The sequence below is a fragment of the Butyrivibrio sp. XBB1001 genome, from assembly GCF_000424505.1.
GTDB lineage: Bacteria > Bacillota > Clostridia > Lachnospirales > Lachnospiraceae > Butyrivibrio.
In genome coordinates, this window is sequence record NZ_AUKA01000006.1 from 191,027 (window position 1) to 216,158 (window position 25,132).

At 41.2% G+C, this 25,132-nt stretch carries 14 protein-coding genes and 8 tRNA genes; all 22 read right to left on the minus strand.

Annotation, left to right across the window (positions count from 1 at the left end; translation table 11 throughout):
- Positions 1-112: 112 nt before the first annotated feature.
- Positions 113-904: a radical SAM protein gene (locus G631_RS0107325; protein WP_242829075.1), complete on the minus strand. Its 792-nt coding sequence runs from the start codon at positions 902-904 to the stop codon at positions 113-115.
- 118 nt (positions 905-1,022) lie between these two features.
- A complete protein-coding gene (locus G631_RS0107330; protein WP_026488902.1) occupies positions 1,023-2,420 on the minus strand; it encodes an MATE family efflux transporter in 1,398 nt (465 codons plus the stop codon).
- 148 nt (positions 2,421-2,568) lie between these two features.
- Positions 2,569-2,648, minus strand: a tRNA-Leu gene (locus tag G631_RS0107335).
- A 59-nt stretch (positions 2,649-2,707) separates the two neighbouring features.
- Positions 2,708-2,780, minus strand: a tRNA-Lys gene (locus G631_RS0107340).
- A 50-nt stretch (positions 2,781-2,830) separates the two neighbouring features.
- Positions 2,831-2,902: transfer RNA gene (locus G631_RS0107345), tRNA-Gln, on the minus strand.
- A gap of 114 nt (positions 2,903-3,016) precedes the next feature.
- A tRNA-His gene (locus G631_RS0107350) sits at positions 3,017-3,090 on the minus strand.
- A 100-nt stretch (positions 3,091-3,190) separates the two neighbouring features.
- Positions 3,191-3,264, minus strand: a tRNA-Arg gene (locus G631_RS0107355).
- Positions 3,265-3,294: 30 nt separating this feature from the next.
- Positions 3,295-3,365, minus strand: a tRNA-Gly gene (locus G631_RS0107360).
- An 18-nt stretch (positions 3,366-3,383) separates the two neighbouring features.
- Positions 3,384-3,458 (minus strand) — tRNA-Pro (locus G631_RS0107365).
- Positions 3,459-3,557: 99 nt separating this feature from the next.
- Positions 3,558-4,040, minus strand: coding sequence for a metallophosphoesterase (locus G631_RS0107370; protein WP_026488903.1), 483 nt, complete (start codon positions 4,038-4,040; stop codon positions 3,558-3,560).
- 44 nt (positions 4,041-4,084) lie between these two features.
- Entirely contained in the window at positions 4,085-4,702 is a 618-nt protein-coding gene (gene rdgB, locus G631_RS0107375) for an RdgB/HAM1 family non-canonical purine NTP pyrophosphatase (RefSeq protein WP_026488904.1), read from the minus strand.
- On the minus strand, positions 4,699-5,745 hold the full coding sequence (locus G631_RS0107380) for an N-acetylmuramoyl-L-alanine amidase (RefSeq protein WP_081671279.1): 1,047 nt from the start codon (positions 5,743-5,745) through the stop codon (positions 4,699-4,701). Before G631_RS0107380 ends, rdgB begins: the two co-directional genes overlap by 4 nt.
- Before the next feature lie 6 nt (positions 5,746-5,751).
- Entirely contained in the window at positions 5,752-6,900 is a 1,149-nt protein-coding gene (locus G631_RS0107385; protein ID WP_026488906.1) for a THUMP domain-containing class I SAM-dependent RNA methyltransferase, read from the minus strand.
- A 112-nt stretch (positions 6,901-7,012) separates the two neighbouring features.
- Positions 7,013-14,935 carry a pectinesterase family protein gene (locus tag G631_RS20140; protein ID WP_051196991.1) on the minus strand — a complete coding sequence of 2,641 codons (7,923 nt, stop codon included), beginning with the start codon at positions 14,933-14,935 and terminating at the stop codon, positions 7,013-7,015.
- A gap of 346 nt (positions 14,936-15,281) precedes the next feature.
- A tRNA-Arg gene (locus tag G631_RS0107400) sits at positions 15,282-15,355 on the minus strand.
- A gap of 60 nt (positions 15,356-15,415) precedes the next feature.
- The gene (locus G631_RS0107405; RefSeq protein WP_026488907.1) at positions 15,416-16,531 is read right to left on the minus strand and encodes an HD domain-containing phosphohydrolase; all 1,116 of its coding nucleotides are present in this window, start codon (positions 16,529-16,531) and stop codon (positions 15,416-15,418) included.
- Positions 16,532-16,564: 33 nt separating this feature from the next.
- Entirely contained in the window at positions 16,565-17,746 is a 1,182-nt protein-coding gene (locus G631_RS0107410; RefSeq protein ID WP_026488908.1) for an acetyl-CoA C-acetyltransferase, read from the minus strand.
- A 165-nt stretch (positions 17,747-17,911) separates the two neighbouring features.
- Positions 17,912-18,655, minus strand: coding sequence for an energy-coupling factor ABC transporter ATP-binding protein (locus G631_RS0107415; RefSeq protein ID WP_035789479.1), 744 nt, complete (start codon positions 18,653-18,655; stop codon positions 17,912-17,914).
- A 3-nt stretch (positions 18,656-18,658) separates the two neighbouring features.
- Positions 18,659-19,369, minus strand: a complete 711-nt coding sequence (gene cbiQ, locus G631_RS0107420; RefSeq protein WP_242829076.1) for a cobalt ECF transporter T component CbiQ — start codon at positions 19,367-19,369, stop codon at positions 18,659-18,661.
- A 128-nt stretch (positions 19,370-19,497) separates the two neighbouring features.
- Positions 19,498-20,511, minus strand: a complete 1,014-nt coding sequence (locus tag G631_RS0107425) for an energy-coupling factor ABC transporter permease (protein ID WP_026488911.1) — start codon at positions 20,509-20,511, stop codon at positions 19,498-19,500.
- 423 nt (positions 20,512-20,934) lie between these two features.
- A complete protein-coding gene (gene mtnA, locus G631_RS0107430; RefSeq protein ID WP_026488912.1) occupies positions 20,935-22,035 on the minus strand; it encodes an S-methyl-5-thioribose-1-phosphate isomerase in 1,101 nt (366 codons plus the stop codon).
- 27 nt (positions 22,036-22,062) lie between these two features.
- Positions 22,063-25,032: an alpha-L-rhamnosidase gene (locus G631_RS0107435; protein WP_207637878.1), complete on the minus strand. Its 2,970-nt coding sequence runs from the start codon at positions 25,030-25,032 to the stop codon at positions 22,063-22,065.
- Between the last annotated feature and the right edge of the window lie 100 nt (positions 25,033-25,132).

Here is a 25,132-nt window from a genome sequence, read left to right on the forward strand (position 1 = left end):
TTATGGCATTTTCTATTGCTGTACTACTCACCGTCCTTCAAGTTTACGCTGCAGTATGTGCATTAAAACTGCGGAAACATCTAAGAAAACCTGCATTTGTCAGTGATGAGGGTCATACGCCCTCAAGATCAAATTGTGGAATGAAGCTCTCTGTTGCAGTTTCGCCTACCTGCATAAAGCCATTTACAACGCCAATTTGGGCCGCATAATCCACAAGGCTATCATATTCCCCTTTTGTTACCTTTCGGTCAATTTCAGGGTATCTGGAAAGTTCTCCGTTAGGGGTGTACTGATTCAAGAGACTAATATATATATTATCTCCATATTTATCATAAAGATATTTCACTATAAGTTTGCCTTGTATCAGCATTCCAGGCATCAAGAGATGTCTTACTACAACGCCCTTGGTCATGATCCTTTCACCAGATATCTCTTTTTCCACAAAGTCAGGTTCAGGCCTTTGTCTTACCATCTCTTCTATGGCCGCCTTAGCTGCTTCTACATAGCCCGGTGCCCTGCTATACCTAACAGAGTCCTCATCTCTTATATACTTAAAATCTGGAAGATATATATCAACAAGGCCATCCAGGCTTTTTACAGATTCAAGCTCCAGATAGGATGAGGTATTAAAAAGAAATGGGATCTTGATTCCTCTGTTTTTGGCCCTTTCTATGGCAGTTCTGATAGTTGGGATAAACATATCACCTGTGACGAGATTAATATTATTGGCGCCCTTTTCCTCAAGTTCAAAGAAGATATCCACAAGCCTGTCAGTACTAATAACCTTGTATGTCTGCCCACGGCTGATAGCCTTGTTCTGGCAAAAGACACAGCCCATATTGCAACCGGAAAAGAAAACCGTTCCAGAGCCTGATGTCCCTGAAATACAGGGTTCCTCCCACATATGAAGGGCCGCTCTCGAAACACATAGATCACTTTTTACCTTACAAAAGCCAGTAGTTAAGTTTCTGTCCACTCCACATTTTCTAGGGCACAATATGCAATTATGATATTCTGCATGATCATCTCTCACTGGCTGCACCGCTTATTTTATGCTTTCTCACATAGTAGATATAATAAAAGAAAAATAGAATCGAAGTTGTTATCCATGTAATCGGGTAACTAGTCTCCACCATCTCAATTGTTCTGTTATATGGAAAGGCCACCAGGATCCATACAACCCTCAGAAGACAGATTCCGCTTAGAGTAATCAGCATAGGAACCAGAGCGGATCCCATACCACGCAAAACTCCAGAAAAAATCTCAACTCCCACATAAGTCACATAAAATGGGGCCAGGAATTTTATCATCTGAATACCAATATTGATTACAGACATATCATCCACAAATATGTATAAAAAGCCCTTTCCAAAGAAATATAAAACAATACTAAGTGGAATTGTTATTATTGCTGCAATTGCAAAGGCCTGTCTTGTACTACTTCTCACCCTGTCATACTTGCCAGCGCCGTAATTCTGCCCAGCAAAGGTAGTAACCGCGGTTCCAAGAGAACTAATAGTCATCCAAAACAGAACATCAATTTTACCATAAGCTGCCCAGGCCGCCGTGGTATCTTTTCCAAAACTATTAATAGAAGCCTGAATAAGCATATTGGAAAGAGTATACATTGTAGTCTGGATTCCTGCAGGAAAGCCAATACTGATGATCCTTAAGAGCATCCCCTTGTCTATTCCTATCTTTGTTATGTAAAGTTTAAATGAATCATTACTCTTTGCAAGCATATATACCACAATAATGGCGCTAAGTACCTGGCACATTACTGTTGCTATAGCCACACCAATAACACCCTCAGTAATTCCCATTTTGCCAAGTCCAAGGCCTATGACAAAGAATATATCTAAAAAGATATTAACAAAACAGCTGATTATCAGAACTATAAGCGGTCTTTGAGAGTCACCTACCGCCCTAAGGATACCAGCTCCCATATTATAAACGAGGTTAGCAACCATTCCAATAAAGTATATCCTCAAATAAGCCGTAGAGGCCTCTATTACCTCTGGAGGCGTCTTCATAATATCAATAACCCATGACGAGGTTATAAGGCCTATTATGGTTATCAGAATGCCACCAGAGATAGCCATGGCAATTGCTGTGTGCACGGCCTTTTTAACCTCTTCCTTCCTGCCAGCGCCATAGAACTGCGCAATTACTACAGTTGCTCCAGAAGAAAGCCCCATAAAAAAGCCCACAAAAAGATTGACTACCATTGCGGCAGATCCGCCAACAGCAGCAAGTCCTTCACTTCCAACAGCCTTACCCACAATAACAGCATCTACGGTGTTATAAAACTGCTGAAAAAAAGCTCCCAAAAGAAGAGCCCAGAAATATGAGATCATGCCCTTCCAAATGGAGCCTTCAGTTATTATGTTATCTGATGTAGCCTTTTTTATTCCAAACATTGTTTCCGCACCTGTTTCTAACCTTATGTTTCAAAGAAATCATTTATCACCTATATACATGATACATGATTTGTAAAATAATTTTTTGTAAATTAAAAGTAAAAAGCAAAAGGTGCTTCATGTATAAACATGAAACACCCTCTAATCCTGCGGATAACAGGACTTGAACCTGCACGGTCGCCCACTGGAACCTAAATCCAGCGCGTCTGCCAATTCCGCCATATCCGCATAGTGAAAATTATAAAATAAAAATCCCTACTCTTCAAACGAAGTCTAGGGATTAACAATGAGACACGGGGGATTCGAACCCCCGACAACTTGATTAAAAGTCAAGTGCTCTACCACCTGAGCTAGTATCCCATATAATCTTGTATCTTCGCTGCGACACTATAACAATCCATCGCATCTAGCTGGGCTAGCCGGATTCGAACCGTCGTATGCAGCAGTCAAAGTGCTGTGCCTTACCGCTTGGCGATAGCCCAAGATTGTAAGAGCTTAAGCCACATTCAGCTGGAGCTTCTACATAATAATTGTATGCCAAGTTGAAAGCATATTCAAGAAAAATGCTCCGACATAAATCGGAGATTCTCTTAAAGGGTGGCTAGAGGGACTCGAACCCTCGATCTCCAGAACCACAATCTGGCGCGTTAACCAACTACGCTATAGCCACCATATTAACGGACTGGGAAGATCACTCAGACATTAACCATTGTCTGTATCTACCCTTGGCTCGTACAGACCAAGGTCAGTACTCTGCTCAAAAAAATAAGTGTGCCCGAAGGGATTCGAACCCCCGACCCACGGCTTAGAAGGCCGTTGCTCTATCCAGCTGAGCTACGGACACACGTTGAAGTGTTGGATAAAATATATCCAAAGCGGGTGATGGGAATCGAACCCACGTATCCAGCTTGGAAGGCTGGTGTTCTACCATTGAACTACACCCGCAGATGTGCGTTACGTAAGTCGGGGTGACAGGATTCGAACCTGCGACCCCCTGCTCCCAAAGCAGGTGCTCTAGCCAAGCTGAGCCACACCCCGATTCGTTTTTCGTTATTGCCTTAAGCCGTAACGCAAGAAGTATTATATAATGATTTTGAAGCAAATGTCAACACTATTTTTACAAGTTTTTTTTCGTAATTATAAGTACTTTATTTCATAAGATAATTCACCATCATCCTGGATGGAAAGCACTAAATAACTGGGTTTTCGTCCTTCTTGTCTCGGATAAGATAAGCTACCTGGATTAAACAGATATACACCATCAACATTTTTTGCAACTGGTTTATGTGTGTGACCAAAGATAATAATATCTGCTCCTCTTGATATTCCTTCACTCTTTATACTCTCAAGATCCATACTTACAAAATAATTATGACCATGGGTTACAAAAAATGTATGACCATCAAGTTCAAATTCCAACTCTCTCTGAAGGTCAGAGAAAAAGTCATTATTGCCTGATACAAAATACACAGGGCAACCTACTGCCAGAGCAAATTTTCCCTCAGAGCCCTCAAAATCGCCACAGTGTATTATTCCATCCAATGGCTCTTCTATATCAAGAACATCATAAAAATTCTGATCTCTTCCGTGAGTATCACTTACAACTAGATACTTATGCATACTTCCAAACAAAACCTTTCTTTACGCCATTTTTTAGCCAATGATCAGCCCTGAATTTCTCTTCTAAGGACCTTTTCCATTTCCCTAAGGGCCTTACCCCTATGGCTGATGGCATTTTTTTCATCCTCTGTGATCTCAGCACTTGTCTTGCCATATTCAGGCAGGAAAAATATAGGGTCATATCCAAAACCATTACATCCAGCTATTTCATGAGCTATATGGCCCTCCATCTTACCAAGCGTTCCAAACTCCCTGCCATCAGGAAAAACAGCAGAAATCGCGCATACGAATCTTGCTGTACGCTGCTGTTCTGCCACCCCATCAAGTTTGTCTATTATAGCCTGATTTTTTATATCATAAGATGTATCCTTGCCCATATATCTGGCTGAATATATTCCTGGTTCTCCATTTAAATAATCAACTTCAAGCCCCGAATCATCAGCAAGGACAATGCTGTCATCCTGCGGGTTGAGAGCCTTTAAGCTCCTCGCTACTGATCTTGCCTTGATCATCGAATTCTCAGAAAATGTTGATCCATTTTCTTCTATATCATCAGTCACTCCGGCATCTGCCATAGACAAGATTTCCATCCCAAGATCTCCTAGAATCTTGTGTATTTCCTTGAGTTTACCTTTATTACCAGTTGCAAATACTATTCTCATTTTATCTCCTCAAATCCCTGCATTATGCCCTGATAGAGCCCTTCTGCAAGTTTATGTTTGTATGACTTATCAGATAATCTCTCCTGGTCTTGTGTTCCTCCAAGACTTCCCACTGATACCCTTGCAGATGGAACCTGGCTATAGGATAAAATATCATCATTTGTTTCATAGACACCTACCACATCTGCCCCAGCTTTTGAAGCGCAGGATGCTGCCATAAGTCCCGCAAATTCAGCATTATTAAATCCTCTCAAAAAGAACTCACCATTATAGTAAGACCTTACCCCATCCTGATGATTCTCATAGCTTTCTGTTCCAATCCGCAGTACAAGATCCGCCTCAGTCTCATCTATCAGTTCACTGACCCTTTCAGGTGAAACCTCTCCTGATGAAAGTCTCGTATAATAAAACTTAGTACTGCGATCGTCAGCCTTTTCAGCCTCTCCCTTTAGCAAAAGAGCTACATCAAGCGCTATATCTTTTTCCAAAGGATCTGCAGAGTCACGTTCTACCACTGTATCAGGCGCCACAGGGTCAACCACAACAATGTTGTCATATTTGTCATAGGGCTTAAAAAAGCTCACCTCAATAGTACTAGACTCCGTCAAAGAACTCTCGTTAGCATATAGTCCATCTAGTTTAAAGTCAAGGCACACACTTCCTGAGTCATTCTCCGAAATGCACACAGCACTCTCTATGATATCCAGATCCGTCAACACCGCATTATCCAGATAAAATCCTTCTTCACGCCCATCTATGTATATCAGAAGTTCGTGATCAATATATCTGTCTTCCAGAATAATATCATCAGAGCTCACGCTCTTTGGAAGTGGGATAGTTAATTTCCCTGATTGACCATTGGAAACCTCACTACTGATAAGGAGATTAAAAGATTCCTCGCTAAAGCTTCTGTCTATCTCCTTCCCAGCAGCATCAGTTATCAGGATATGCTTGGTGGCTGCCCTTTGAAGCATCATGATCATGCAGACCCCCGTGAAGACAGATGTCTGGTAAAAAAACTTCTTCATTCCTGCATTATTCATAATCAATCATCCATTTCTCTTAGGGGGCTTGGGTCCCATAAACTGATAAAAGTAAGTCTTTATCATACCGTTGTAGATCTTACGATTCTTGTCAGCCTTCTTGCCGATGTATTTCTCAGCCTGCTCAAATCCGGTTATAAGATACATTGACCAGGCATCAAGTTCTTTATACCTTGCTCCAATTGTCTTATAAAGGGCTGGTAATTCCTTCTGGTCGCCAATACGCTCACCATAAGGAGGATTAGTTATTATAAAGCCATATTTCTTCCTATGACTTAAATCTGCAATATCTCTTGCCTGAAAATGGATCATATTCTCAACACCGGCTTTTTTGGCATTGATGCGGGCTATTTCAACCATCTCAGGATCAAGGTCATATCCCTGAATATCTGTTTCTACACTAGTATCTATCTCATCTCTGGCCTCGTCTCTGACATCGGTCCAGTTCTGAGGTGTAATGATATGTGTCCAGCTCTCAGCAGTAAAATGTCTGTTCATACCAGGAGCTATATTTGCTGCCATCATTGCTGCCTCAATAGGAATAGTTCCACTACCGCAGAATGGATCTACCAAAATCCTGTCTCCATGCCAAGGTGTCAGCATGATAAGCGCAGCTGCCAGATTCTCTGCTATAGGTGCCTTGGATTCCAGCTTTCTGTAGCCTCTTTTGTGAAGAGAATCTCCTGTGGTATCAAGAGCAACTGTTACTTCATCTTTCATGAGAAAAACCCTGATAGGATAGCTTTCCGCATCCTCTTTGAACCAGTCAGTATGATAACTCTGTTTCATTCGCTCCACTATGGCCTTTTTAACTATTGATTGTATGTCTGATGGGCTAAAGAGCTTACTCTTTACACTAGAGGCCTTTTTAACCCAGAATTTACCTCTCTCTGGAATAAACTCCTCCCACGGAAGCGCCTTGACTCCCTGGAATAATTCCTCAAAGGATTCTGCGTGGAAACTTCCTACCTTGATCAGAATTCTCTCTGCAGTCCTAAGGCAGATATTGGCGCGGCATACAGCATCAGCATCTCCTTCAAAGGTGATTCTGCCATCCACTGACTCCACAACATCATATCCAAGGTCAATAATTTCTTTTTTTAGTACCGCTTCCAGGCCAAAATGGCAAGGAGCTATAAGTTCCATTTTCTTCATATACTCTTTCTTTCAATTAAAAAATTATTTGTTCACTCTTTTACAAACAAGGTCATTATATCATAAAAAGGAGCCCGCTATTATAGCGAGCTCCTCAGAGTAGTAAACTTTTTTATTTTACAAGAATACCATTCTCATCAAATGTATATTTCTTGCCCCATTTTGTGATAGTTTCGTTCTTGGCAAGTGTGTAATCACCCTTAGCATAATACTTGTTATCACCAACTGTGATCCAATCCTGTCTAACGATTCCACCATTTGCTTTTGCATAGTAGGTATAACCATCAACATCAAAGAAGCTATTCTTAACCTGATGGTAGTTCTCATCAAAGTAGTATCTGTTGCTCCACTTTGTCATAAATCCTGTAACAGCCCTGCCTTCTGCATCCATGTAATATGTATACTCATCTACAGTTACATAGTCGCTCTTGACCATTGAGCCATTTGCCTTAAAGAAGTAGAGATTTCCATTAATTTTGTTAAGTCCTGTAAGAGTCTGACCATCTTCTGTAACAAAGGTTGTCTTGCCCCACTTTGTAACAAAATTGCCCTTTATTTCAGGTTCTACTGGTTCTTCCTCTTCCGCATCTCCAGCAGCATCTTCTGAAGATCCAGCAATATCTCTTTCATCCTTAACAGCCTCATAACTTCCGTTAAGAGAAGCAACTACATCAACAGCATCAATTCCAGCTGCTGTAAGAGCGGATACACCTGTATCTGTGAGCTTTAAGAAATCTCCAAGAGATATTCTGCCATCAGATGTTCTAAGTGAAGCTGCAACTGCATATGGATCTGAAGCGTTAGCATAAGGCGCTTCCAGTGATGCGAACCAGTCATCGGAAACCTTGAGTCCTTCTGAGTTAGCACTCTCGCCATCATTCCAGAAGAAGTTAAGCTTGCCATAGATATTGTTCTTATCCTGTGTTCCCTTAGCCTTGATGTTCTCATTTGTGCCTGTTCCAGTAGTACGATATGAAAGAACACCGTCAACATAGTAGTTTGTATTTGCTGTGTCATTAGTATAAAGAGCTACATTGTTGCTGCCATTATTAAATGACATTGAGTTAAATACCTGGATATCAGGGCCAGAGTTTGAATCAATACCCTTAGCCTTATTTCCCCATGCTACTGAATTGATGAGCTTATGAGGACCAGAAATGCTAGATCCGCCCATCTTAAATCCGTTACCATTTCCTTCATCCTTACCATCAACACCGTATCCATTAGCAAAGGCTACACAGTTCTTAATTGTAACCTGTCCGATAGGACCTGATTCAACCTTGGCAAAAAGATCCCATCCGTCATCAGCATTGTTGTAAGAGATACATCCGTCAAATACAATTCCATCACCGCAGGTAAGCTTTGCAGCAAATCCGTCTGCATCTTCGTAACCTGCATCTGCATTGCTATAGGAAGTGCAGTTAAGGATAAGATCGTAGCTAGGCCATTCATCTCTAGCATCTGTTGAAAGATATCTGCTGATCTGAATACCAGTATTACCATTTTCGTAGGCACGGATATCTTCAAGTGTTATATGACTACCAGATACCTGGATACCCTTAAGGGAATTACCAGACTTTGTACAGTCAATTCCCTTTACATGCCAGTAATCACCAGCAAAGATAAATCCTGCGCAAGCGTTGTTAAAGTCAAATACTGCTCTTCCACCATCAGCTATAAGTTTGATTGGCTTTGAAGGTGTTCCATCGATTCCTCTCTCAACCTTAACTGTGCTCTTAAGACTATATGTGCCTGCTGCCACAACAATTGTCTGGCCAGGCTGAGCATACTTAACAGCTGTATAAATATCTACAGGATCAGCCTCTGTTCCTTGTGCATCTGCCTTACCAGCAGGTGTTACATAGATCTTTTCATCATCATTAACAGTTGCATATCTTACTACATGCTCAAACTCAGCTGTCTCATAGGATGAAAGTCTCTTATGATCATCATTGTCAGGAAGGAAATCAGCATTTGGAGTAAATGTAACTGTAAATGCATTATCGCCCTTTGTAAGCTTGGTTACTACGCTTGTTACCACGCCAGCTTTTACTTCCTGAGCATCAATAAGTGCTTTACCAGACGCATCCTTTACAGTAAGGATTCCGTCTGCGTTTCCTGAATACTGAAGCTCATACTTAGCAGTATTTGAATATGTAGCTGAAACAATCTGGTAGTTTGGAGCTACATATGTAACTGGCTTTTCTTCTGCAGGAGCATCCTCAGAAGGATCAATTACTGTAAGCTCAATATTGCTGAATGTTGCCTTAAATGTTCTTGATGCAAAGAAACCAACATAAATATTATCAGAATCTATAGCACTAAGAGCTTCTGTATCATAGAACTTCTTTGTTCTGAGTACATTGCCGTTCTCATCAAGATAACTTACAAAGAAGCCTGTGTTATTCTTCTGGATACGAAGAGTTACAGTTGTGATCGGATTCTCAATTGTACCCTTTGCTGTTCCAGCTGTCTCTTTTGCAAACAGGTTGTATGTGCCTGTTCCCTGTGGTCCACAGCTAATTTCAAGAGGATACATATGAGAAGAAAATGCCTCATTTATAGTTGCTGTATCGCCGGCCTCAAGAAGTGGAAGATTCTCAGTTGTAGCACCTACCTTCTCCTGAGCGCCAAGTCCAAGCTTCATTGTGATCTTATCTGGTGTAACATCTTCTGTTGCATCCTGTTTGTCAGCATCATAGTAGTACTCAACCTTTGTTCCAGATGCCATGTAGGAATTGTTCCAGAAGGTTGCGCTGTTACCATTTACCCCAACTCTGTCTGCAGCCATAAGGCCAAAGCCTTCCTGGCCATTAGTAAATGCCCATGTATCAATTGTAGCTGTAGCTGTAAGAGTAAAGTTCTTGCCAGCTGGAACTGGTGTGTAATAGAAAGCAAGGCCATCTGTAGAAGCTGGTACAATCTTGCCCTTATTACCTGTGTTCCATACAGTCACTGATCCATCATCATTTACTGAATATCCTGTATGTGATCCCTTGGATACTCCTGAACCAAATGCTGCAAATACCCACTCGCGCTCACTTTCTTCTGTGATATCCACAGAAAGAATAGCTGCTTTTGAAACATCATCGCCGCGATTAGCCACCAGTGATATCTCATATTCATGGCCAATGTTCAGATTTGTAAATGTATAAGAATATTCTGTTGTATCATTGTCAACTGCTGCCTCTGGAGTAACAGTTGCCTTGTCCAAAGATGCAGAGTCTGTCTTATCTGTAGCAAGAAGCGAATAAGATGTTGCTTCTGGAACTGAATAGAACTTAACTACAACTGTTCCATTTCCCTTATTTACTGCATTTTTAAATGCTGGTGTTGCAAGAGGAAGAATAAATGAGAAAGCATCTGTCATAACGGACTCCTTAATCTCTTCTTCATCATCTCTGGAAAGAACAGCCTTGAATGTATACTGGCCTGTCTTTGTTGGCACAAAGCTCTTTGTGAAGGAAGTTCCTTCTGCAATTGAATTTACGGAAGAAATCTCATTTCCTTCAGCGTCAAACATTGTGATAACAAGACTGTCACCACCATCAAATCCAACTGCACCCTGTACAGTAACATCGATTTTGCCAGCATCAGAAGAGTTAAGCTTAACTTCTGAAACAACGGGTGCTGCAACACTGCTCCAGTCAGCTCTTTCTTCTACAACAGCTGCTGCTCCATCTGTAACCTCAGCCTTGAAGAAATAGTTAGATCCGCCTGAAGGAATAAGATAGTAAGTTCCAGCCTTTTCAAGTTCAAAGCTTGAGATATAAAGGCTATTCTTGACTGCGCCATCACCGGAATTTGATACCTCTGCTCCGGAGGCATCAAGAATTGCCATAGGACGGTTGTCGCCACCGCAAACCCACCAAACTTTTACTGTTGCATTATCGCTTGATGTAGTAAATTTAACTGCATTCTTTTCGGTAGAGCCGGCTCCACCCCAGTTGATCCTGACTCCTGATGTATAGCCATCATCCCAGGTCTTGCTGCTGGTATCTACCTTAGTCTTAGCTGAATAGATAATTGTAAAGAAGTCATCTGTTCCAGTCTTTTCTGCTTCTCCATCAGCCTTTGCTCCAGCAGAAAATGTTGCCATCTGCGCTGTCTCAAGCACATATGTTACAGGCTCTGCTACAACATCCTCAGTTACTACAACCTTGAAGATGTAGTTATTGTTTACGCTGTTACCAAGGAAGTAAGTTCCAGCTTCCTCAACTCTGAGAGTTGAAATATATGGTGAATTCTTGGTCCATGTTCCCTGTGTAGTAGCAACTGCTGCTCCAGTCTTGTCAAGAACAGTGATCTGACGGCTGTCATCTCCGCCCTGTGCCCACCATACCTTAATGGTTGCTGCGTTCTGTGTTGTAAACTTGATCGCATTCTTCTCTGTAGAAGCAACGCCACCAAAGTTTACTCTCTGAGCAGATGTATAATCATCTTCCCATGTCTTGCTACTGGAATCTACCTTTGACTTAGCACTGTAAATAAGTGTGAAGTAATCCTCTGTGCCAGCCTTCTGTGTATCTCCATCAGCCTTTGCTCCAGCTGCGAATGGCTCAAGTGAACTTGATTCAAATACAAACTCTGTAGTCTGAGAAACTGGTCCTTCAGAAGGAGTTGGTGCTGCAGGCTCATCCTGTGAGCTTCCATCTGGGAATTTGATTGACATATCCTTGCCGTTTGCTGTAAATGGATCCCAGTCTCCAAGGAAAGCTGCTACTGAAATAGCTGTTCCATCTGCAAGGACTGCAGTCTGTGGCTGCTGTACCCATGTCACACGATTTGCGCTGTTGTTCTCACCAGAAACTTCATAGGTGCCATACTCAACGTTTCTTGCCGACTCTCCACTAAGAGATGTGTTCCAACCAGCTGGCTGGATAAGTGAAGTCTTGGCATTTTCATCATAGGCTCCATCCTTCCAGTTTGTAGCCTCAACAACTGTATCAAAGAATACTACCTCTGATGTATTTGCCTTCCATGGTCTTCCAAACTGACCTGGCTTGGATACATACTTGGATGCTGTATCTACACCTGGTGTTGTGCTCTTAACTGTGCAGTTATACATAAGATATCCGCGCTGAGCACTTGATGCCTGCTGTGCAGCTGTTATATAAGCCACATCATTTTTATCTTCGCTTGTATTAAGAACAAGATCACACTTTGCAAACACTGCTGTCATTCCGCCAAAGATATAATCTGTTCCGCCATATACTGCGCAGTTGTAGAAAGCTGCTGTAGCATTGTCTGCACCGTAAAGTGTATCCTGACGGCCAATAATGCGGCAGTTCTCAAAATAGATCTCTGTAGCTGACTTTGTAAGTGCCAGTGCTGCTGCTCTTTCTACATATTTTTTATCCTGAACAGTTGTATCAAAGGCCTTCATAGAAGCTCTTTTTACTGTTCCCTCTTTGGCACCAGACTGAGGAACGATAACATCCTCTGCTGCCTTCTCAGACATGTACTGGTTAAAAGAGTTCTCGAAGATAATGTTCTTTGCTTCAAATCCTGCAGCATCAACTACTACTGAAGCATTCCAGTATGTAGCAGTACCTGAACCAGGGTTAATAACCTCTGTATATCCATTAGCCTTATTAGCTGCAAGAGCCTCTGCATCATACTTGTAAGAACTATTCATGCTGTAGTATGTGTAGCCATGGCCATAGTACCAAGTCACACGAACTGCATTCTCATCGATATCCACACCAGAATTTGTAAGTGCATTTGATGGTGAATTGCTTGCATTTTCAAGAGTTACATTAGGAACATCAATAACAAGCATTTCTTCATAGTTGCCTGGCTGAACCTTGATCGTTACTCGCTCGCCATCTTTTCTATCCATAAGACGAACAGCTGCAAGTGCATCGCCAATTGTCTTATACTCTTTATCTGCGCCAACTGTAAGCTCTGACTTGTACTCTGTCTGATATACAGCTGCTATTTTGGTCAGATAAGATGAACCCAGAACAGTGATATCTACATATCCTGCTCCGCCCTTATAGTCATAGGTATATGTCTCATTACTTGAAGTTGTTCCAGTCTTTACACCAACTGATGCTTCGTTCTCATTTTCAAAGTAGTAGGAGTACTGATAATTACCAGTTACCTGAATCTGGCAATCTCCCTTTACAGGAACGGAAATTGTGCCAGCTCCACTATACAGATACACACCGTTATGAGATCTTCCGTTTGTCCATGAAAGACCGTTATAAGTTCCTTCAGTAGCATTTGCAAACTTAGAAACAAAAGAAGCATCTGCGAAATCCCACTCTGTTATATCAGAAGAGAAGGCAATTCCCTTGCTAACAGCTGCGCCGTCTACTACAAGGTCGCTTGTGAGCTTCTGTACATATGCTCCTGAGTTGGAAACCTCAACCTTGTACTGACCATTTCTAAGAGCTATACCCTCTGTGCCAGTAAACTCATATACATATCCGTCTTTAGCAAAATCATTTTCAGTATCCAGTCTTGTGAATGTGAAAACTGCCTCTGAAAGATCTGCCTTGGTAGCCCCTGATGGAACGATCGTCACATCGTACACAGGCTTCGCCTCAAACTCAATTGCAGTCTCTTTGTCACTTTCTGCAGTAAGCTTTGTTGTAAGAAGATCGTAATTCTCGACAAAAGCTGTACCTTCTTTATCTTCTACAGATACTGCGTACTCTACGCTCTTCTGAAGTCTTACTTCATACTCGATAGCATCTTCTACAAGAGAAAGCTTGATCTGTGGAACAAATACAGAATTCTCATCCTGTGGAACAAAAGAAAAGTCTGCTGCTGCCACAAAATCTGCCAGTTCATCCTCGTCAATGCCTGTAATCTTACCAGTTACATCAACAAGAGATATTCCCTCCACAGATATATCTTTCTGTGTATCTTCACTTATATTGACAGTTTTATCAGAAGTAATAACATATTCATCTGCACCTTCAAGGCTGAGCTCATAGTCAAAGCCCTGTGCAAGCCTAGCTGTATATTTGCCATCAGCAACTGTTGCCTTAACAACATTGCCATTAGCCTTGTTTGTAAATACGATGTCAAAAGAGCCTGTGCCTTCAAATCCTTCTACTTCGCCAGTAAGATCTGAATACTTGGCATGCTCTCTAAGAACTCTGGCAAGTACCAGCTTCTCACTTGCTGAAAAAAGCTTGTACTGTGCTGTATTTGCTGGATAGAAGACCATCTTTGTTACTGTACTTCCACCATTCTTATGAACAAAAAAGGCGTCATCAGAAGCATCTTCCACGTTTCTAAAATGAACTTCAGAATCTGTTCCGTTACTTGCTACATATGCAGTAATGGTGTCGTCTGCCTGACATTCAAGAGCTACATAAACAGCATCTGTTGAACCTTTATTGGAATAGATATATCCGGAATAAACATTTCCATCACTATCCTTGAGAGACTTCTCATCATAGTGAGTAAGTGCAAGATTGGTAGTTCTAAGTCTGTGAGTTGTAGAATATCCGCCATCCTCAAAAACAAAGTCTCCATTATCAACTGAGAAAGATGCAATATTAACACCCTTTGTCCCAGCCTCTACTGAATAAAAGCTGTTGATTGTAGCTACATCCAGTCTGTTATTGTAGTTGCTTCCAAGATCCTCGGCTCCAAAATCCCAAACATCAGTCTTGGAATTATCAAAGTTCCTGTCTGCGGTAGTGTCCTCAGAATCAGAAGTTGCAAGTTTGTTAGCAAGTTCTTCCTGATCTGACTTTTCGTCTGTCTCTTCTGCTTCCTTGCTGTCATCAAGTGCAGCTGAATCTGAAGAAGCATCTGAAACCTCAGATGAGTTCTCTGAAGCTCCTTCATCGCTCTCATCTAAAGAGCTCTCTGTTGAAGAAGCCTTTGCCCCATCACTGCTCTTTTCAGAAGAAGCACTTGTTTCATAAGTTGCTTCCTTCTCTTCATCCGTCTCAGCATATACAACACTTCCAGGTGCAATGCCCGAGAAAGATGAAAGCCCCGTAGCCGCCGCCAATGCTGACGCAATGACTTTGGCACTTACCTTGTGCCATTTCGTCTTTCTGATCATATTTTTCCTCCCAACAAAACGTAAGTTTACACTTTTTTAATAATGTAACCGCTTACATTCCTATATGAAATGTGACTTAATCTTAGCATATTCACATTGACGAAAACAAGAGAGAAACGTAAGTTTATTTCATTTATATTGCTTAAAAGTAAACAAAGTTTCATGGGTGGTTTTTGTATATATTGCACTAACGCGTCTACTTTTTCGTCCCTTGTCAAACAAGGCATTTTTTACCCTAAATCAATGTATGCGGTTTCATGGAAATAAAAAGAATTGTCAGATAACAGAAAAATATTAAAAAAGAATAAAAAAAAGAGCACCCAGATCAATAATCTGAATGCTCAAGTGTGCGTGACAGGATTCGAACCCACGACCTTCTGGTCCGTAGCCAGACGCTCTATCCAGCTGAGCTACACGCACATGTCGCTTTAGCAACAAAATATATTATATGCACGAGCAGTTTCTTTGTCAACATATTTTTTAATTTTCTGCATTTTCTGCAGCCTTAGTCTCAGCCACAAGCCTTTCAAGGTCTGGCCTTGCAAATTCAAAGCATGCCAGGATCTTAGGTGAGAACACGCCGCACTCACCATTTTTTATCATCTCAAAAGCCCTGTCTACAGGATAAGCAGATTTGTATACTCTGTCGCTGACAAGAGCATCATAAGCGTCAGAAATAGCTGTAAGCTGTGCAGCGATAGAATTTTCATCTCCCTTTAAGCCATCGGGATATCCTCCGCCATCGTATCTTTCATGATGATGCCTGCATATATCAAGGCATATTTCAAAATATTCCTTGTCCTGAACATCCCTTAGGCTCTCAATGACTTCGCTTCCCCTTGTTGTATGGGACTTCATAACCTCAAACTCTTCGCTTGTGAGGCGCCCCGGCTTTAAGAGAATAGAATCCGGTACAGATATCTTTCCAATATCATGCATTGCTGACGCCTGGGTTATAACATCGATAAGATGTGGATTCAGCCCAAGCTCAGGGTAATTGTTCATGGCTGTAAGAGCAAGTGTACGTACAAAGCCTTTTATCCTCTTTAGATGATAAATAGTCTCCATACTTCTGAATTCTACAATAGTCGCGATGGTATCAATAACTCTTTCGTTACTGTTTTTAAGCCTTTCCTCCTGCTTTTTAAGATATGCAAACTGTTTCTTTAATACCCTGGTCTGATCATCAACCTGAACTTCAAGGTTGTTTTTGCTGTCAAAAAGCTCCACAGTACGTGAAACTCTTTTATCCACAATAACAGGGTCAAAAGGCTTATGTATTACATCAGCTGCCCCTTTCTGATAGCTGGTACGCTCCGCTTCCGTGGAGGTATCAGCTGTGATCATCAGAACAGGGATAGAATCATTTAAGTTATCCTTTTTGCGCATAGCCTCAAGGACCTCATAGCCGTCCATTTCAGGCATAACAATATCAAGAAGAATAGCCGCAAGCTTTTCTTCATTCTCTTCAATCGACTTCATAGCCTCGATACCGTTGCCTGCCTCAAGGATATTGTATTGATCCTTGAAAATCTCGCCTAGAATTCCTCTGTTGATCTCATTGTCATCAACAACTAGAATCGAACGATCTGCCATGTGATCCTCCTGTCTATAGCCAATCAGGTCCTATTATCTCTCAACAATAGCTGCGCAGCCCATTCCGCCGCCAACACAAAGAGTAGCAAGTCCCTTATGAACATCTCTTCTCTGCATTTCGTACAAAAGAGATACAAGGATTCTGTTTCCAGAGCATCCTACAGGATGTCCAAGTGCAATAGCACCACCATTTACATTGAGAACATCATTGCTAAATCCAAGGTCATGCTGAACAGCTACTGACTGAGCTGCAAAAGCCTCGTTAGCCTCGATAAGATCAAAGTCACCTATTGTATATCCAGCCTTCTTCATAACCTTCTGAGTTGCTGCTACAGGGCCAATACCCATAATGCTAGGTTCTACGCCTGCAAGTTCACCTGCAATCCAGGTTCCAAGTGGCTTTACACCAAGTTCTTTTGCCTTTTCTTCGCTCATAACGATGATTGCAGAAGCTGCATCATTGATTCCTGATGAGTTTGCAGCAGTTACTACACCGCCGTCCTTCTTAAATGCTGGCTTAAGTCCGGAAATACCCTCAACAGTTACACCCTTTCTAGGGCCTTCATCTGTATCAAATATTATTGTCTCTTTCTTTTTCTTGATCTCTACAGGAACGATTTCTTCCTTAAATTTGCCTGCAGCAATAGCTGCCTCAGCTTTATTCTGTGACCATGCAGCAAACTCATCGAGCTGCTGTCTTGTAAGATGCCACTGCTCAGCAATGTTCTCAGCTGTGATACCCATATGATATCCACCAAAAGCATCAGTAAGCGCATCCTTTATCATTGCATCCTGAAGTTCTCCAGAACCCATTCTGTATCCGTAACGGCCCTGCTGCATAAGGTATGGAGCCATTGACATATTCTCCATTCCACCAGCAACGATTATATCTGCGTCTCCCATACCAATGAGCTTGGCTGCAAGGTTTACGCAGTGAAGACCTGATCCGCACAGGACATTTATTGTTGTAGCAGGTACTTCTACCGGAATACCAGCATTGATTGCTGACTGTCTTGCCGGGTTCTGTCCAAGTCCTGCCTGGATAACGCATCCCATATAAACTTCGTCAACCTGCTCAGGCTTAACTCCTGCACGCTTAAGAGCTTCTTTTATTACAATTGCTCCAAGTGCTGGTGCTGGTGTGGTTGATAAAGTTCCACCCATTGTACCAATCGCTGTTCTACATGCTCCCGCTAAAACTACTTTTCTTGCCATAACTTTCCTCCGTCATTAACTAATGTTTTATGCTGCATATATCTAAAATCAATAACAACCACTATTATCTGTGCATTATTATTAATTTTATCACTATATTGTTTATTTCTCAACGAATCCCTTACAATCAATCCGCGAGTTTATGGTACTTTGAAGGTGCCTATATCACTTCTGTAATCGAAGCGGCAATTCCAGACCGTGCTCTGTCAAAAGAGATTCATTTTGCAATATCTCAGTGCTCCTTCCATCAGCTATGATCCTGCCCTCATCCAGTAAAATCGTTCTCTCACAGGTATCCATGATAAAGTCCAGGTCATGTGAAGTGATGAGTTTTAGAGAATTAATCTCATTTATAATCCTGATAAGATTTTTCCTGTTCCTTGGATCAAGCGCTGCCTCAGGCTCATCCATGATTATGATATCCGGATTCATGGCAAGGATCGTGGCTATTGAAGCCAGTTTTTTCTCTCCTCCGGATAGTTTATAGGTATGCTTTTTTCTAAGGTCTGTAATGTGGACTTTCTCCAGAGCATCTACTACCCTTTTCTCAACCTCATCATCTGATAAGCCGTAGTTCTGAGGTCCAAAGGCCACATCGTCTTCAACTGTTGATAAAAAGAGCTGACTATCTGAGTCCTGAAACACGTATCCGATATGCTCTCTGACGTGATTTAAGTTTTTCTTGTCTACTGGATGTCCTGCAATCTCAAGAACGCCTTCATAATCAAGATACAATCCCACAAGAAGCTTCATCAGCGTGGATTTTCCGATTCCGTTAGCTCCGATTATACCGATACTCTCGCCATCATGAGCCATTAGATTTATATCACTTAGAACCGGTTCTTCTTTTTCATAAGCAAAGCTCAAATGTTCAATTTTAAGTATTTCTCCATGAATACCTGTATGCATTTCTCACTCTCCAAAAATCCCTGAATGTCTGATAACTACAAATATGACAATCCAAATAACTGGATAAAAAATGTCAGCAAGCCGCACTTTCTTTTTCCTGATCCTAAAATCTCCTGTAAAACCTCTAAGAAGCATGCTCTCATAAACTCTTTCTGCCTTGTCCATGCTGCGCAAAAGCCACTGTCCAACCAATGTTCCCCAGGCCTTATAATTGATGCCATTCTGTGAGGGAGCTCTTAGTTTGTATGCTGTCATTATCCTGTCCGCCTCCACAGCCATTACTCCAAAGTATCTGTAGATCAGCATGACCACTATTACCATGATTCTTGGGAAATGCAGTACTCTTAAGGCATAGCATATATCATCAATCGATGTTGTTGCTATCAGAATGTACACAGCCAAAACGCTATAAAAACCCTTGATCATCACTGTGATCATGGACAGCACGCCGCCCGAAACTGCCAACTTACCAATATATCCCACAATCTGCCTGTCTAGAAATGGATTAAATACTCCCACAAACAAAACCAATGGCAATATCAGCCTCATCCTATAGATTCCCTCTTTAAAGGACAACTCTCCCACAATAAAGGAAAAAAAAGGATATACAGACATGACGATCAGGGGCGCCAGCGCATACTTGTTAAAAGAAACAACTGTAAAAATATACAAAACGCTAAGAAGCAGCTTCCCCAAAGGATGAAGACTATTCATCCAATGAGAACGCTGCTGCAAGTTTTGTAATTTATTTAATTCGCGAAGATTTTTTTCTATTGAGTTCATGTACTAAGTATATTATATCCGGCCCAAAATAACATCACTTAATATGCATATTTAGCCTATTACGCAATCTTAGTGTTTTCTTTTTTTCTAAAGAATCTAAAAGCATATGATGCTCCAACACAGACACCAACTACCACGAGCGCTCCAACTATACCAGAGAAGCTTGTTCCGACAGCTGATTCGCTGTCCTTAAATGCATAATCAGGCAAAAGAGAAGTTGTCTCCTGGATGCCTGCAGCTGTGTCGTATACTCCACCTTCTGCCTCAAGCTCTGTTGTTCCAGCAACCTGCTCCATAGACCACTCAAGTCCATCAGGGAATGCTGAAGCAAAAAGAGAAATAGCTCCGCCGCAGATAGCTGCTGCTACTGCAATAGCTATGATTGTTCCCTTGAAAGAGAGTTTTCCTTCTTTTACCACATTTTCATCTCTGCCTACGCCCCAGAGAAGTTCTGGTCTTGCCTCATTGACAAAGATAAGAACGGCTGCAGTAATAAGTCCCTCTACAAATCCGATGGCAAGATGAATAGGCTGCATTGTTGCCATAAATACTGAGAAAGGAAGCTCTGTTATTCCAGAAAAGAATGTCTCAAGTGTAACTGAGAATGCGCCAAGCTGAAGAGTCAGAACGCATCCTAAAATCGATGCAATGGCAATCTTCAATCTGCTGGCACCTTTCTTCATAATAGGTCTCCAAATTAATAGCGCTCCTATAAAGCACCCATAAAAGGCCATATTCCATATATTACATCCAAGAGCCAATAGCCCACCGTCAGCAAAAAGAAGGCATTGAACAAGGAGTACTCCTATCATAGTAAGGAATCCTGCGTAAGGTCCCAACATAGCAGATAGCATCATTCCTCCACAAAGATGTCCAGATGATCCTGTACCAGGAATGGTGAAGTTGAGCATCTGTGTAGCAAATACGAATGCTCCCATAACGCCCATTACTGGAATTTTCTTTGGGTCATTTTCCTCTCTTACTTTTTTAACAGAAACTCCTGCTGCTCCTGTTGATAAAACATACATTGTTCCAGCTACTGCTGGTGCCACAAGGGCGTCAGCCATATGCATTGTGTGATTTCCTCCCGTACTTCTATATTTATCAAGACGGTTGACTGTAAAGCTTACTTCGAAAGATGTATGTTTTTTACTCCTGTCAAACTGGGAATTCCGATGAGCCCAGAGAATCAATTTCTGCGTGCATAGGCACTTGAAATTGATTGGTCTCATCTACATAGTTTGAAAAGTCGTAAAATAACATACACTCTTTCTGCGCAAGCTTCGCAGTCAACCTGCTCTACGATTGTCACTAGTGTACTGACAAGCAATTTGGTTAATTATGAATGAGTCAGTACACTAGAAGAAGTATAGGGGAAATCACATAGTGTTCACAAGCCCCCGGGGGGGATATATTTTGTACAATATATGTCTTAGCACTGTATAGTTGCTTATGATACCGTGATAAATTAATTTATCAGCAACTGTTTTATGTGTTCATCTCTTATATTGGGTGAAGAGGTCGCGGATTGCTATGTCGTAAGGTGCATGAAGGACGCCGTATTCTGTTACTATGCCAGTGATGAGGTCTGCGTCTGTAACATCAAAGGCTGGGTTATAGACTTTAACGCCTTCTGGTGCCATGCGCTCCTTGTACCACATTTCTGTTACTTCCTCAGGCTTTCTCTGCTCAATGTTTATATCAGCGCCTGTGGCTGTATTTATATCGATGGTTGATGTAGGTGCACATACATAAAATGGAATATTGTAACGCTTAGCAACTGTTGCCACAACGCTGGTTCCAATTTTATTAGCGGCATCACCGTTAGCGGCAACTCTGTCACATCCAACGAATATGGCATTGATTGCACCGCTCTTCATAAGTGATGCTGACATGTTATCACATAAGAGTGTTGTGTCTATTCCTGCAGAGTGAAGCTCAAAGGCTGTAAGTCTTGCTCCCTGAAGGAGTGGTCTTGTCTCGTCGCAGTATACTTTTATCTTCATACCTCTTTCATGAGCCAGGTACATTGGTGCTGTTGCTGTTCCATATTTGCAGGTAGCAAGCTGTCCTGCATTGCAGTGAGTAAGGAGGCCATATCCATCCTTTATAAGAGTCAGGCCATTTTCTCCAATCCTGCGGCAGACATCAACATCTTCAGCTTTTATTCTCTCTGACTCATCTCTCATTTCGTTTATGAGTTTTGTTCGAGCATCATCAAAGGACAACGCATCTTCTTTAACTTTTTCATAATAGCTGGCTACATGGCTCTCCATTCTTTTAAGTGCCCAAGACAAATTAACTGCTGTAGGTCTTGATGAATTGAGGTAATCTGACTTTTCTTTTAGCTCAGCCATAAATTCTTCATAAGAGGAAGCCTTTGAATGTTTCATGAGAAGATAAAGACCAAAACCTGCACTTACGCCTATTGCTGGTGCTCCCCTTACCTGGAGAAGGTAAATTGCATCCCATATTTCTTTTGCTGTGTGAAGACGTATGATCTCAATTTTACCAGGAAGAAGGGTCTGATCAATGATCTCTATGGCATCATCCTCATCTATAAGTGAAACTGTTTCGTAATCCAATATGCTTTTCATGTTATTACCTCTCGTACTAAATGTTTTTTAATTCCAATAAGCTTCGTGTTGTCCTTCAGGTAGTTCAGTAATACTTCCATCCGGCAATACAAGTGTACAAGTGCTTCCCTTTGGAACAGTACATGTTATCACTTTATCTGTAGCATTCCAGAAAACAGCAATCTCGCCGTACTTACTACAAAAACTACCACTTGCATACTCAAGTCCCTGCACAGTAGGCTCTATGAAAAAATGCTGGTAACCAGGTTTTTCTTCATCTGGTTTTATCCCCAATATTCCAGTAAACAAATAAGAGCACACCGCAGAATACGCAGCATGATCAAGTGATCCTCTAACCACATATCCGCCATTATCGAACTCGTTGCCATCATCGTCAGTATTCTTAAAAGCCCCAAGTTCTTCAGGATTGGTGGTAAGTCCCATAGTAAGAGGATATGCTATTCCACCAGGTTCAGTATTTGAAAGAACCTTTATAGCATCTTCTCCATACCCTCCCTTTGAAAGCGCGGGCAAATAGCTATCCATTCCTGAATACCCTGGATAAAACATGTATAGTCCATACTCTGTAAGTAGCTTTAGCCTATCAATTGCCATTCTCTCATAATTTTCTTCAAATAGGCCAAAATCAATTCCCAGAGCATATGCAGTCTCTGATTCGTCAGTTAAAATACCTGTTTCCACTGAAGCATCCGATTTTATAAATGTTTCCTGCCACTTTGCTCTAAAGGCTTCAGCAATTTCATTTAGTCTGGAATAGTCATCATCCCTCCCCAATATCTGAGCCATCTTAGCAACCAGTCTCGATGAGTGCGCACACCATGCTGTATCAGAAAGACTTCCTGGGGTTCCCTGAGCTGACAAGTGATCTCCATAACCGCCTCCGTCCCTATAATAATCTTCAGATGTATTTTTGAGATAATCTATCCACCTTGCAAAAGAGTCAAAATTATCTTCCAGTATCTCTTTATCACCATATTGGAGATATAAATTCCAGGCAATTATTACAGGCGCATCGCCCCAGCAGTTATGTCCTCCGAAGGTGTACCTCACAGGAATTGCATCCATATACATTCCTTCCTCCGTCTGCATTGCCACCATTTCTTTTACGTAATTCTCGTAAAAGAGCTTTGAATCATACTGGTACATACCAAAAAGTGATGTCATCTGGGCATCTCCGCACCAGCCAAGCCTTTCATCTCTCTGAGCGCAATCCGTAGGTACATCCATCATATTACTTCGCATGCTATTTTTTGAATTATCATAGAACTGATTGATAATCTCATTGGAACAGGTAAAGCTACCTGTTTCCTTTATAGCAGAAGAAATAAACAAGCCTTTTATAGCCTCTTTATCAATTGCCTTTTCAAGACCTGTTATCTGAACATACCTGAAACCATGGTAGGTATGACTAAAAGAAATATCTTCTTCAGAATATTCAAACGCACCACCTGGAATATAGTAGTCTGTCGCATCAGCAGATAATAAGTTCTCCACAAATACGGTTCCAGGTACATCATCTGAATTTATAAGGTTTTCTGAATTTAAAATTTCTCCATATCTAAAAGTGCAAACGCTTCCTTCTTTTGCTCCAGCCGCAAAAAGAGCTTCTTTCTTAATGCTGATTGTTCCAGAAAAGTCTTTGCCAAAGTCATATACAAAAGTTCCAGGTATTGGCTCTGAAACGTCTACACAGTCCAAGGTTTCCGCAATCTGTATACCAGGATTTTTCTTTAATGTCAGCGGAACTTTAAGATATTTCTCACTAACTGAATCCACAAGTACACTTGTATATTTGCTGTTGTCTGCATTAAACCTATCATCAATGACTTCCCCATTGTAAATATCATTGAATCTATACCTTGTATCCACACACACTTCAAAGCTATCATCTGTGGCTATTATCTGCTTTGTTCCATCCTTGTATTTTATTGAAAGAACACCTTTTACACCTAATAATCCATCCCAGCCTCCGCCAGTTTCAGGATACCCAACGCCTCTGTCAAAAAATCCATGAAACAAATCAAACTGCAATTCATTATCTTTTTCCACAAAGGAAGTAACATCATAGACCACAAAATTTAAATGGTCGGTAAATGACATTTTCCCTGGATCAAAAAAGTTATCTGTAACTTTTTGTTTGTTTAAATAAGCATCCACGCTTCCAAGAGCAGTCAGACATAGATAAGCATTTTCTATCTCTTTATCTTCTGTAACAAAAGTCCTCCTAAAGCTAGGAGCGGGCTTAGCCTTTGCTGGTGACAGCACAAAGCCAGCTTTTACTGATAATCTTTTTCCCTCTTCTGAATCATCTATATCAATATGGTATGGTGAAAAAGCACTTGTTGCCTCGTTCTCATAGCTATATTCAACAAGTTCATTTACAAAGTTTCCTTCAAAATCCTCTTTGAAAATGACCTTGGAAGGTTCAGCATAAAGGTCTAACACTTCGAAATCATCGAAATAAACAGGCTTTGTTCCTCTTCGTTTATAAGTTCCTACTGTACCTAGAGGAAACTTCTCTACTTCAAAATCACCTATATTTTCGTTGTTAACTGAAATTCCAAGAAGTGAACCTGTGATACCTTCTACTTCCGGGAATGCTGTTACACATATTTCATATTGATTATCTGAACTTTTATCAAAAGAAATCTCCTCAGAGCATAGATCATCTCTCTCCTGCCCATTTTCAAACTGTTTCACCACCAGCCTTGCATATTCATCAGAATAAAAATCCCTGACTTCTATTAAAACAAGCTTCCCCTGTTCGCCAAAGGGATCTCCTAATACAAAGCTTGCTTCATTATCCTCAAGCTTTATCTTGCAAGACGCTTCATAAAAATAGTTACTCGCACAGGACTCATAGCCATCATAGGCAGCACTGATGAAATGTGCAGCCTGCATATCATTCAAAGTTTCATCAACATAGGGAAAAATCTTATTATCACTGCTCTCAGCACTACTTTCATCCGCATTTTCTGCTATTTTACCCAATTCCATTGAATTTCTCAGATTCTCGCATCCGGAAATCACAATTATCGAAGCCAGAAGCACCCCTACTAATGATTTTCTTTTAATCTTTCCAATTATCTTTTTATAT